Origin of the sequence: Flavobacterium sp. 9 (assembly GCF_002754195.1) — a bacterium.
In the GTDB taxonomy this organism is placed as follows: domain Bacteria; phylum Bacteroidota; class Bacteroidia; order Flavobacteriales; family Flavobacteriaceae; genus Flavobacterium.
The window spans coordinates 4,731,816-4,744,659 of sequence record NZ_PEEU01000001.1; the positions used below are offsets into that span (position 1 = coordinate 4,731,816).

The following is a 12,844-nucleotide window of genomic DNA, read 5'->3' on the forward strand; positions in this document are numbered from 1 at the left end:
TCGTTATAAACGTTATAAAATGATACATTTGAATACTAAATATAATTAAAATGCGTAGACTTTCCTGGTTCTTTTTACTCCCTATAATTCTTATTTCGACCATAGTTTCGGCACAAAAATCAGCTATATATACTTACGATTTAAAGACTTTTGACAAAGCACTGGCTTTATACAATGACAAACAATATGCGTCGGCTCAACTTATTTTTGAATATGTAAAAAACAACGCAACGACCGAAGAAGTTCAGTCAGATTGTGCTTATTACATCGCCAATTGCGCCATTAGAACCAATAAAGCAAATGCTGATGCTTTGATGGAAAAATTTGTTGAAGATTATCCAACAAGTACAAAACAAAATCAGGCTTATGTCGAAGTTGCTCAGTTTTTCTTTGAACAGGGAAATTATCCAAAAGCGTTGCAATGGTTTGACAAAGTGGATGAAAGTTATATGAGCAAATCTGATTCGGATAAATTTAATTTCCAAAAAGGATACAGTTATTTCAATGCCAAAAAGAAAAAAGAAGCTACAACGTATTTTAATAAAGTAGTAAATTCTCCTGAATTTGGTTCTCAAGCCAAATATTATCTAGGATTTATGGCTTATGAAGGCGATGATTATAAAGAAGCAACTAAGTATTTTGATGAAGTTTCGGGCGAAGAAAAATACAAAGAAAAGCTTTCGTATTATCAGGCCGATATGAATTTCAAATTAGGAAATTTCCAAAAAGCAATCGATTTGGGACAAACTGCAATGTCTAAATCTAACGCCATTGAAAAATCGGAATTGAATAAAATTATTGGAGAAAGCTATTTTAATTTAAAACAATACGGCAAAGCGATTCCGTTTTTAGAGCAATATGCAGGTAAAAAAGGAAAGTGGAATAATACGGATTTTTACCAATTAGGATATGCTTATTATGAGCAGAAAGACTATGAAAAAGCAATTTCTCAATTCAATAAAATCATTGAAGGAAAAGATTTCGTAGCTCAAAATGCGTATTATCATTTAGGTTTAAGTTATCTAAATACGGGGAAAAAACAAGAAGCGCTGAATGCTTTTAAAAATGCTTCGGAAATGGATTTTAATGCACAAATTCAAGAAGATGCAGCTTTAAATTATGCTAAAGTGAGTTATGATATCGGAAACGCTTATCAAACTGTTCCGGGAATTTTGCTTGATTTCTTAAAAAAATATCCAAACAATTCTAGTAGATCTGAAGTAGAAAAATTATTGGTTGATTCTTATATTTCGACTAAAAACTACAAAGAAGCTTTGGTTTTATTAGAGAAAAACAGATCTGCAGAAAATAAAGCGGCATATCAAAAAGTACTTTTTTACAGAGGTTTAGAATTGTATAATGAATCAAATTATCAAGAAGCCGGAAAGATGTTCAAAAGCGCTATAAGCGAACAAAAAACACCTGAATTTACAGCACGCGCTACTTTCTGGAAAGCAGAAACGGAATATCTTTCAGATGATTTTCAGAATGCTTTATTGAGTTACAAACAGTTTGCTGGTTTGGCTGCAGCCAAAACTACTGACGAATATAAAAACATCAATTACAATATTGGTTACACTTATTTTAAATTGAAAGAATACGATTCAGCAGGAAATTCTTTTCAGGCACAAATTGATAATGCAAAAGAAGATAAAGTTCGTTTGAATGATTCGTATTTACGTTTGGGAGATTGCCGTTTTGTGAGTGCAAAATATAGTGCTGCAAACGAAGCTTATGCAAAAGCGATCGAAGCAAAAGGTGTTGATGCGGATTATGCTCAATTCCAAAAAGCAATTTCGTATGGTTTTATGTCTAAGAATGACAAGAAAATTGATGAGCTGAATAATTTTCTTCAGATGTATAAAAAATCAGAATATCGTGATGATGCTTTATTCGAATTAGGAAATACTTATGTAGCTGAAAAGAAAAATGATCAGGCGCTTAAAACTTACGATCAGTTAATCTCTGAATATAAAAACGGTTCTTTTACATCGAAATCAATTTTGAGACAAGGTTTGATTTATTACAACTCAGATCGTGATGATCAGGCTTTGGTTAAATTCAAAAAAGTAGCGGCAGAATTTCCAAAAACTCCAGAAGCTTTAGAAGCAGTTTCTACAGCGAGATTGATTTATGTTGATTCCGGAAAAGTAGATGAATATGCAACTTGGGTTCGTACGCTGGACTTTGTTTCGGTTACAGATGCTGAATTGGATAATGATACTTATGATGCTGCTTTCAAACAATACAGTCAAAATAACAGCAAACAGGCAATTACTGGTTTTGCAGGTTATATCACTAAATTTTCGTCAGGACTTCATGCGCTTGAAGCTAATTTTTATTTGGCACAATTGTATTTTGCAGAAGGTTCAGAAACAAAATCAACTTCTAATTATCAATACGTAATTGATCAGCCAAGAAGTGAATTTACAGAACAAGCGTTAACGCGTTTGGGGCAAATTTTCTTAAAAGCAAAAGATTGCGACAAATCGATTCCGGTTTTGGTACGTTTAGAAAATGAAGCCGATTTTCCTCAGAATAAAAGCTTTGCACAAGCTAATTTGATGAAATGTTATTACGACAAAAAAGATTACGACAATTCGGTTGTGTACGCAGATAAAGTGTTGCAAAACGCAAAAGCAGATGCAAATGTAAAATCTGATGCACAAATTATCGTAGCGCGTGCTGCAATGCAAACTGGTGACGAAGCTAAAGCAAAAGCTGCTTACGCAAAATTATCAGCAACATCAAAAGGAGAATTAGCGGCTGAAGCGTTGTATTATGATGCTTATTTTAAAACGAAAGAAGGCAAGTTTGATGCTTCGAATGTTTCAGTTCAGAAGTTGGCCAAAAATTATTCGGCTTATAAATATTATGGAGCGAAGAGTTTGGTTTTGATGGCGAAAAACTTCTACGGATTAAAAGACAGCTATCAGGCAACTTACATTTTGGATAACGTAATCAACAACTTTACAGATTATCCGGATGTTGTCGAAGAAGCTAAAACAGAGTTAAGTGCAATTAAGTTGGAGGAATCAAAAACGAATTCTTCGATTAATAAATAGTTTTTATTAGTGAGAAGTAAAATGTTATCTGTACAAAGAAATTTAACGAAAAACACATTTTACATCTCACAAAACACATTTTACAAGTTATGAATTTACCTTTTTATATAATCGATGTTTTTGCTGATAAAAAATATGCCGGAAATCAATTGGCGGTTTTTTTAGATGCCGAAAATTTGAGTAAAGAACAAATGCAGCAGATTGCACGTGAAATTAATTTTGCTGAAAGTACTTTTATTACAAAACTGGATTTAGAAAATAATAAAGCAGAGATTAAAATTTTTACGCCAGCGCATGAAATGCAATTTGCGGGTCATCCGATAATTGGAACTTCGTGGGTTTTGATGAATAAAGTGTTTGAGAATTCGCCTGAAAACATAAAATTGAATGTTCCGATTGGACCAATTGCAATTCATAAAACAGAAGAGTTGATTTGGCTTAAAGCCGCGCAACCAAAATTCTGGGATATTTTTTCGAAAGAAGATTTTGGTGTTTTCAGTAATCTAAAAAATCACGATTTCGAAAATCAATTTCCAATTCAGGAAGTAACAACCGGAAGTGCCTTTGTAATGGTTGGATTAAGTAGTAAAAGAGCCTTGGAAAATCTGGTTTTAGACAAAGATAAAACGGATGATTGGCTGAAAAAGAATTGCAAAACAGATCATAGAGGTTTATACTTTTATTACTTGGAAGGTTCGAAATTATTTAGCCGAATGTTGTGCATAGAACACAATCAATTGGTGGAAGATGCTGCAACAGGAAGCGCTAGTACTTGTTTACAAGCTTTTCTTTTAAAATATCATAAACCTGAAATTGATCTGATTAATTATCAGGGAGATTATATTGATCGTCCGTCTCAGATTTATTTTAAAGGAAGTTTAAATGAAAATGACTTTGATATAAAAATAGGAGGAAAAGCTCAGTTTGTTGCAAAAGGGGAGTGGGAAGCTTAGTTTTAGAAGAAAGAAGCTAGAATAAAGAGAATAGAATAAAGAGAATAGAATAAAGAGAATAGATTTTAGAATATAGAACAGAACAAAGAGTTTGAGTTTAAGAATTAAGAAATAGCATAAGTCTATTTTCTATACTCTTTTCTCTATACTCTTAAAAAGAAAATATATGAAGATTAATTGCCAGAATAAAATCATTGTTTTACTACTATTGTTTGTTGTCCAGCTTTCGTTTTCACAGAAGAAAAATGAGAGCATTGGTACAGAAACCGTGAATGTGGTAAAACCGTATTCGCCAACAATTTCAGATGCATTTAAAGTGAAAGAAACTCCTTCGCTTGACGATTCAGGAAATCAACCTAAAGAAACTATAAAATACAGTATTTTGTCAGTTCCGGTGGCTTCAACTTTTACGCCTTCAAAAGGAAATGCGCAAGGTGTGGATAAAGCTAAAAAAGAAAAATTGTTTAATAATTACGCGACTTTGGGAGTTGGGAATTATGGGACTTTGAATGCTGAATTATTCGTAAATCAGGATTTAGGAAATAATGATTATGTGGCGGGAATGTTTCGCCATCATTCTTCTCAGGGCGGAATTAGCGGCGTAGATTTAAATGACGAATTTTATGATACAGCGCTAAATGTTGGTTACGGCGTAAACAACCGCGATATGTCCTGGAATGTTAATTTGGGATATCAAAATCAATTGTATAATTGGTATGGTTTGCCAGCTGATTTTGGTATGACTTTACCGCCGGCGCAACAAGAAGATTTAATTAGAGGAATTAATCCGAATCACTCTTATAATACAATTGCTTTAGGTGGGAATATTGAATTTAATGAAGGGATTTTTAGTAAAATAGCAACAAAATTCACGCATTTTTCAGATAGTTTTTCTTCTTCAGAAAATCGTTTTTATCTAAAACCGACTTTCAAAGTAGATGTTATGGATCAATCGATAAATACGAATGTGATTATTGATCACGTAAGCGGATCTTTCGAAAATAATACTGAACGTTTAAAATACAGCTTGACTAATTTTGGAATTGAGCCAAGTTTTGTAATTCATGAAAACGACTGGACTTTAGAATTAGGGGCTGGATTGTATTATGGTTTGGATTCTGAAAACAGTGGAAACAAGTTTTATATTTATCCAAAAGTAAATGCTTCTTATAAATTAGTGGGCGATTTGATGATTTTCTATACGGGAGTTTATGGTGCTTTAAATCAAAATTCTTATGCTGATTTTGTAACGGAAAATCCGTTTTTATCACCAACTTTAAACATGAGACCAACAAGTAATCAATATACTGTTTTTGCTGGTTTAAAAGGGAAATTAGCAAACAATGTAAGCTATAATTTAACGGGTTCTTACTTGAACGAAAAAGATAAGGCTTTGTTTAAAAGCAATGATTATACAGAAGATTTTGCTAATCAAAATTACGCTTACGGAAACTCTTTTGGAGTTGTTTATGATGATGTGAGAACGTTTCGTTTTTACGGAGAATTAAAAGCTGATTTTTCTCAAAATGTTTCTTTTGGAATCAACGGAACTTTTAATAGTTACAAATTTGACGGTTTGGAAGCATGGAATTTACCTTCGATGAAATTGAGTTCAAATCTTGATGTAAATATTACAAAACAATGGTACGCTGGTTTGAATGTTTTCTTTGTTGGAGAACGTAAGGATATGCAATCGAATTTAAATTCTGGAGTTGATCCGGTTGTTACAACGCTAAAAAGCTATTTTGATGCCAATGCGCACGTAGGATTTAAATATAATGAGCGTTTGACGTTTTTCCTGAAGCTTAATAATATTGGAAATCAGGCTTACGAAAAATGGTTGAATTATCCTGTACAAGGATTTCAGGTTTTAGTGGGAGGAAATTATAAATTCGATTTTTAAAGGTTTTTAACCGCAAAGCACGCAAAGATTTTTTTCTGGCGTTATGTACATAAAACACAAAGTTCGCAAAGCTAGTTCAATACAAAGCTTTGCGAACTTTGCGTTTGATAAGCACGATTCAGGATAAAAACTTTTGCGTACTTTGCGGTTAAATCAAGTTTAATACTAAAATAAAAAAAATGGAAATTAAACTCAGACAAGAAAATGAAAAGGATTACAAAAGTATTTTTCAGTTAATTGAAAAAGCTTTTGAAAACGAAGAATATAGTGATCATAAAGAGCAGTTTTTGGTAGAGAGATTACGAAAATCGGATGCTTTTATTCCGGAATTATCTATTGTTGCCGAAGTGGAAAATGAAATCGTCGGACATATTTTATTGACGAAACTCGAAATCAAAAATGATACGAAATCTTTTGGATCTCTGGCTTTGGCACCAGTTTCTGTATTGCCGGAATTTCAAGGAAAAGGAATTGGCTCAAAATTGATATTATACAGTCACAAAGTAGCGAAAGAGTTGGGTTATAAATCAATTATACTATTAGGACATCAGGATTATTATCCAAGATTTGGTTATGAATTGACTAATAAATATGGAATCGAAATGCCTTTTGATGTTCCTGCTGAAAATTGTATGGTGATTGCTTTAAATGAAAACGGATTGTCTGGCGTAAAAGGGAGAGTAGTTTATCCAAGTGCATTTTTCGAATAATAAATTATACAAAGAAGAAAAACCTTTGCACCTTTGTAACTTAGAACCTCAGTACCTTAAAAAAAATGGAATTCAAACAAAAAATACATTCTCATTACTTGCAAATGGTTCAGGACCGAATAGATGTTTTTAGAGACATGATTTCGGCTTTGACCGAAGACTCTAAAAACGATGCTAAAGGTTCGGCTGGCGATAAGCACGAAACGGCTTTGTCGATGATGCATATCGAGCAGGAAAAACTAACGAATAAATTAAAGGAAGCGATTACTCAAAAAGCGATTTTAGATAAAATTGATGCTTCAAAAACAACTGAAAATATCATTTCCGGCAGTTTGGTAAAAGCCAACGGAATTTATTTATATGTAAGTGTGGCGCTTCCTAAAATTGCTGTAGATGGCACAAATGTTATTGCACTTTCTCCACAATCTCCATTGGGTTCTCATTTAATGGGGAATAAAGTTGGGTTTAAATTTGAAATTAATAAGACGCATTATACTATTGAGAGTGTTTTGTAGTTAATTAATAAAAAAGAATTTATGAAAAAGTTTTTCCTTTTAATAATTTTAATTTGTGCTAGTTTAAGTGCTCAGAATACCGAATTTAAAGTTTATGATAATGGTTTAATTTATTCTGAAAATTCTGTAGGGAAACTTAAACATATTGTCGATTCTTTGAATTTGAAATTTAAAGTATGTGAGTTCAATAAAAAATTTCTTTCATGCGCGCAGGCAAAAGCCAATTTTATTAGATTAGAAAAATCGGATGTTTTAAAGGCTAAAAAAGATTTAGAAAACAATATCTCGTATTTAGAATTTAAATCGAAATATCCAAAAGCTACTTTTGTTGAAAATTTGGTGGTGTTAAAATCTCATTATACTAATCATGAGGATATTGAAAGTGTGCGTTTTTCAAGTTTAGAATTAGGCAAAAGCCAAAGCGAAAGGATTGATTTGAAGCAAAAAGAGATTGAGTCGTATAAAAATAATTTTAAAGGAAAATGGGTTTTTGAATTTAATGAAAAGACGAATTACTCGAAAGAATCTTTAGATGCTTTTTATTTTATTGAAGATTTTGAAACAAAAGCAATTTCAGATAAATATGCTAAATTAATTCAATATGCTGATTGTTTGATTGATACAACAGCACAGGTTTTTTATGATAATGCAAAAGATTCAGGTGTAAGATATATGGATACTTTGCCAAATAAAAGTAGAAAATTTGAAGAATATGTTGAAAAAACTTTAAAAAAACCAACTTTTAGTGAAGTGAAACTTTCGCTTATCTATGGTTTTGATGAAATGGCTTTTGATAATAAATCTAAGAAAAAGAATAAAAAATATATTGTCGACAAAGAGCTGGCAGAAAAGGAGTATGATATTTATCAAACGGATTTGCAAAAATGGGAATCGCTTAAGTTAACTCGAGTGGATTCTTTAAGAGTGGTAGATAAAAATTTTGATTTAATGTTAAATGAAGCATTGGCAGAAGCTAAAATTAATAAGACTTCGGATGATGAATTTGAAGAATATGTTGGTCGATATATTAGTAAAGCTGATGAACTGGAACTAAAGAGAAATAGACGAGTTATTGGTGGCTGTAGTATGGATGATAGTCCAAGAATACATGCATTAAATATTGCGATGCTTTCTGCCGAAACTACAAAATGGGAAATTTTTCTTAGATCTCATCTCAATATAATGAATGATCGTTTCGATAGAGTAAGCGATGGAAGCTACGCTCAGGGCGCGCGAGATACATATATAAAAGAAATAGAAGTTTTGGATATTAATGTTTTAGATCTAATTTTAGGAATATCTTTAAGAATAGAAAATCCATCTAAAAATCATTACTTTTCAAGTATTAATAGGGTAGGGCGCGCGCTTTCTGAAAGTGCAAATCCAGAACTAGTTGAAAAAAGTATATTGGATATGATTGCTGATAGTAATTTAGATGATTTTAATAGAGTAATGATGTATTATTTATTTGATAATTATACTTATAGTTTGAAAGATGAAAATGCAAAAAAAATTAATCAATCTAAATTGAAAGTGGCAGTTTCTAAGATGCCGGAATATATTTCTTCTAAGATTGTTTTTGAATATTAATATTCTTTTTAAAAGTTTTCTACTGTAAACCCGACAGATTTTAATTCCGAGGCTTCGGGACTATCGGGTTTATTGCGTTTAGAAAAATCGCTAATCTTTGTCGAGTTTCTTGTGAAGATTCCTCGTTCCTCGGAATGATAAAATTGACAAAAACAATAATTCTTCAATCACATTTATTCTTCTCTTTAAGAATTTTTCAATAATTTTTTAATATCATAAGATTTAATTCAAAGATCTGCTTGAAACCTTGCGTTTTGTGCTTTGTTTAAGCTGGAAATTGAAATTTTCAAGTTTGAAGCTTTTTTTAGTGTTAAAATTTTACATTTTATATGTAAAAACAAATTTATGGTTTTAAATTATAACTAAAATTGTATTTTATGTTTTTCAATTATAACCATTAATGCATCTTTGCCCTATCAAAATAAAATTTAAATAAAAAATATATAGTTATGTGTGGAATCGTATGTGCCTTTGATCTAAAACAAAAAGCCGAAACATTAAGACCTCAAGTATTAGAAATGTCTAAAATCATTCGTCACCGTGGACCAGACTGGAGCGGGATTTATAGTAATGATAAAGCAATTCTTTCTCACGAGCGTTTGGCGATTGTAGATCCAGCTTCAGGAAAACAACCTTTATTTACAGAAGATAAAAAAATGGTTTTGGCTGCAAATGGTGAAATTTACAACCACAGAGAATTGCGTAAACAATTTGCTGGAAAATATAACTTTCAAACTGAAAGTGACTGCGAAGTTATCTTGGCACTTTACAAAGAAAAAGGGCCTCATTTTGTAGATGAAATGAACGGAATCTTTGGATTTGCAATTTATGATGTAGAGAAAGATGAGTATTTTATTGCTCGTGACCATATGGGAATTATTCCATTATATATTGGTTGGGATCAACACGGGACTTTTTATGTAGCTTCTGAATTGAAAGCTTTAGAAGGATATTGTACAAAAATCCAATTGTTTCCTCCGGGACATTATATGACTAGCAAAGACGGTAAATTTGTACAATGGTACAAAAGAGACTGGACTGAATATGATGCAGTAAAAGATAACGAAACAAGTATTCCTGCAATTAAAGAAGCTTTAGAAGCGGCGGTTCACAGACAATTAATGAGTGATGTTCCTTATGGAGTTTTACTTTCCGGAGGTTTAGATTCGTCTATTACTTCGGCTGTAGCCAAAAAATTTGCGCAAAAACGTATTGAGTCAGATGATACAACAGATGCTTGGTATCCGCAATTACATTCTTTTTCAGTAGGATTAGATGGTTCTCCGGATTTAGCAGCAGCTCAAATTGTAGCAAAACATATCGGAACGATTCACCACGAAATTAAATTTACTATTCAGGAAGGTTTAGATGCGGTTCGTGATGTAATTTACAACTTAGAAACTTATGATGTAACTACGGTTAGAGCTTCGACTCCAATGTGGTTAATGGCGAGAGTTATTAAATCAATGGGAATCAAAATGGTTCTTTCTGGTGAAGGTGCTGATGAGTTGTTTGGAGGATATTTATATTTCCATAAAGCACCAAATGCAAGAGAATTTCACGAAGAAAACGTTCGTAAATTAGGTAAACTACACATGTACGATTGTTTACGTGCAAACAAAAGTTTGGCTGCATGGGGAATTGAAGGTCGTGTTCCGTTCCTTGATAAAGAATTTATGGATGTGGCGATGAGAATCAATCCACAAGATAAAATGATCAACAAAGAACATCCAATGGAAAAATGGGTTGTTCGTAAAGCATTCGAAGATATGTTGCCTGAAAGTGTAGCATGGAGACAAAAAGAACAATTCTCTGACGGAGTAGGATATAGCTGGATTGATACTTTGAAAGAAGTGGTAGCCAAAGAAGTTTCAGATGAACAATTGGCAAATGCGAAATATAAATTCCCATTGCAAACACCAACTTCTAAAGAAGAATATTACTATCGTTCGATCTTTGCAGAGCATTTTCCAAGTGATGCAGCAGCATTATGTGTACCTCAGGAAGCAAGTGTGGCTTGTAGTACAAAAATTGCTTTGGAGTGGGATGAAGCTTTCAAAAACATGAACGACCCATCTGGAAGAGCTGTAGCAAGTGTTCATGACGACGCTTACGCTAAAGCATAAAAATTGAATTATTAGAATTAGTTATATATTGTAGAAGAACGTTCTCTTATGAGGACGTTTTTCTTGTCTTAAATTGTTAAATTATATAATTTCAGTCACTTAAAAATATTTTTCGGCAATTATTTAACTTAACTTTTTTATATTTGACATTCGTCGAAATAGAAAAAATCTAGTTTGATTATAAAGAAGTTATCGAAATAAAGTAGGATTTAATTTTCAGTTTTCTGCAAATTACAGTGATTTTATACCCGGTACATGTTATTTGGGGCATGACCTGAAAACAGAATAAATAAAAAATAGAATAGTATGTCTGGATTATTAGCCGTTATTGGTAAAGGAAAAGACCCGCAACTCGTAAAAGAGCTTTCTAAAAGAATGTCGCATCGTGGTCCTGATGAAAGTGATTTGCAAATTATGGAAAATGGCAGCATAATTAGTCATGAAAGTTTGTCAATTATTGATTTGAAGTCTGGAAAACAACCTATTCAGGGAACTAAAAAAGCCTGGATGGTTCATGATGGAGAAATCTATAATTATCAGGAATTAAAAGATACGGTTCTTAAGAATCATACCTTTAGAACAAAATCAGATTCGGAAGTAATTGTGCATTTGTATGAAGAATTTGGAAATGATTTTTGCAATATGCTTGATGGCGATTTCGCTTTTGTGGTAGTAGATGGCGACAACTATATTGCAGGACGCGACCCTATTGGGGTGAAACCTTTATATTATGGTTTGGATGAAAGAGGAAGAATTTATTTTTCGTCTGAAATGAAACCAATCGCTGATCAGTGTAAAACATTCTCAACTTTTCCTCCAGGACATTATTATACGCCAAAAAAAGGGTTTGTAAAGTATTATCAACCGGCATATGAGGATTATGAAAATGCTGTTGAAGAACTTAATTTAGATTTAATCAGAGATACCTTTACTGAAGCTGTTCGTAAACGTTTAATGAGCGAAGTACCAGTTGGCGTATTGCTTTCGGGAGGTTTGGATTCTTCTTTGATCGCTGCAATTGCTTCTCGTTTATTGGCTGACAGCGGAAAAAAACTACAGACTTTTTCAATTGGTTTAGATGTTGATGCGCCTGATGCAAAAGCGGCAAGAAAAGCAGCTGAATTTTTAGGTACTGAACATCATGAGGTTCATTTTTCGATTGAAGACGGAATTGGGCTTTTAGAGAAAATAATTTATCATATTGAAACTTATGATATAATTTCGGTTAGAGCCAGTGTTCCAATGTATTTATTGTCTAAAGCTATTGCTGAAAAAGGAATTAAAGCGATTCTTTCGGGAGAAGGAGCTGATGAAATTTTTGGAGGACATTTGTATTTTAGAAATGCACCTTCGACGGAAGAATTTCAGAAGGAAACTATCGAAAGGGTTCAAAAATTATTTACAGCAGATTTATTGCGTGCCGATAAATCAACAATGGCAAACGGAATAGAAACAAGGGTTCCGTTTTTGGATACTGCATTTTTGGATACTACTATTCGCATTAGACCAGAAGAAAAGCAACCGAAAAAATATGACGGTGTCGAAAAATACATTTTAAGAAAAGCATTTGACACGCCTGAAAATCCATATTTGCCAGCTGATATTTTATGGCGTCAAAAAGAACAATTTTCGGATGGAGTTGGATATAATTGGATTGACGAATTAATCGAGCATTGTTCATGTCAGGTTACAGACGAGCAATTGGCGGGAGCAAGTGTTGAATTTGCTTATAATTCTCCAACAACAAAAGAAGCTTATTTATACAGATCTATTTTTCATAAATATTATCCGCAAATTAGCGCTGCACAAACGGTTCGAAAATGGATTCCGAAATGGCAGGAAAATCAAGATCCGAGTGGAAGAGCAAATGCTGCACACTTAGAAGGAAATTTTGAAACTGCAAAATCAGGAGTAGCGGTTTAGTATTTTAAAATTCAATACATAAAATTCAAATCGCAATTTGAATTAAATAATATAAGATC

At 32.7% G+C, this 12,844-nt stretch carries 8 protein-coding genes; all 8 read left to right on the plus strand.

Annotated features, from left to right (window positions below; genetic code table 11):
* Positions 1 to 50 precede the first annotated feature (50 nt).
* On the plus strand, positions 51 to 3,065 hold the full coding sequence (locus CLU81_RS19700; protein WP_099711352.1) for a tetratricopeptide repeat protein: 3,015 nt from the start codon (positions 51 to 53) through the stop codon (positions 3,063 to 3,065).
* An 89-nt stretch (positions 3,066 to 3,154) separates the two neighbouring features.
* On the plus strand, positions 3,155 to 4,018 hold the full coding sequence (locus tag CLU81_RS19705; RefSeq protein WP_099711353.1) for a PhzF family phenazine biosynthesis protein: 864 nt from the start codon (positions 3,155 to 3,157) through the stop codon (positions 4,016 to 4,018).
* Positions 4,019 to 4,184: 166 nt separating this feature from the next.
* Positions 4,185 to 5,921, plus strand: a complete 1,737-nt coding sequence (locus CLU81_RS19715; RefSeq protein ID WP_099711354.1) for a TonB-dependent receptor — start codon at positions 4,185 to 4,187, stop codon at positions 5,919 to 5,921.
* A 179-nt stretch (positions 5,922 to 6,100) separates the two neighbouring features.
* Positions 6,101 to 6,631: a GNAT family N-acetyltransferase gene (locus CLU81_RS19720; protein ID WP_099711355.1), complete on the plus strand. Its 531-nt coding sequence runs from the start codon at positions 6,101 to 6,103 to the stop codon at positions 6,629 to 6,631.
* A gap of 65 nt (positions 6,632 to 6,696) precedes the next feature.
* Positions 6,697 to 7,146 (plus strand): hypothetical protein, encoded by a 450-nt coding sequence (locus CLU81_RS19725; protein WP_099711356.1) that lies wholly within the window; start codon positions 6,697 to 6,699, stop codon positions 7,144 to 7,146.
* 21 nt (positions 7,147 to 7,167) lie between these two features.
* Entirely contained in the window at positions 7,168 to 8,736 is a 1,569-nt protein-coding gene (locus tag CLU81_RS19730; RefSeq protein ID WP_099711357.1) for a hypothetical protein, read from the plus strand.
* A gap of 449 nt (positions 8,737 to 9,185) precedes the next feature.
* Positions 9,186 to 10,862, plus strand: a complete 1,677-nt coding sequence (gene asnB, locus CLU81_RS19735; protein WP_099711358.1) for an asparagine synthase B — start codon at positions 9,186 to 9,188, stop codon at positions 10,860 to 10,862.
* 306 nt (positions 10,863 to 11,168) lie between these two features.
* Entirely contained in the window at positions 11,169 to 12,785 is a 1,617-nt protein-coding gene (asnB, locus tag CLU81_RS19740; protein ID WP_099711359.1) for an asparagine synthase B, read from the plus strand.
* Positions 12,786 to 12,844 lie beyond the last annotated feature (59 nt).

Excerpts from the sequence above, each read along its gene's own strand:
- CLU81_RS19700 (WP_099711352.1), top strand. The coding sequence starts at position 51 with ATGCGTAGACTTTCCTGGTTCTTTTTACTCCCTATAATTCTTATTTCG.
- CLU81_RS19705 (WP_099711353.1), top strand. The coding sequence starts at position 3,155 with ATGAATTTACCTTTTTATATAATCGATGTTTTTGCTGATAAAAAATAT.
- CLU81_RS19715 (WP_099711354.1), top strand. The coding sequence starts at position 4,185 with ATGAAGATTAATTGCCAGAATAAAATCATTGTTTTACTACTATTGTTT.
- CLU81_RS19720 (WP_099711355.1), top strand. The coding sequence starts at position 6,101 with ATGGAAATTAAACTCAGACAAGAAAATGAAAAGGATTACAAAAGTATT.
- CLU81_RS19725 (WP_099711356.1), top strand. The coding sequence starts at position 6,697 with ATGGAATTCAAACAAAAAATACATTCTCATTACTTGCAAATGGTTCAG.
- CLU81_RS19730 (WP_099711357.1), top strand. The coding sequence starts at position 7,168 with ATGAAAAAGTTTTTCCTTTTAATAATTTTAATTTGTGCTAGTTTAAGT.
- asnB (WP_099711358.1), top strand. The coding sequence starts at position 9,186 with ATGTGTGGAATCGTATGTGCCTTTGATCTAAAACAAAAAGCCGAAACA.
- asnB (WP_099711359.1), top strand. The coding sequence starts at position 11,169 with ATGTCTGGATTATTAGCCGTTATTGGTAAAGGAAAAGACCCGCAACTC.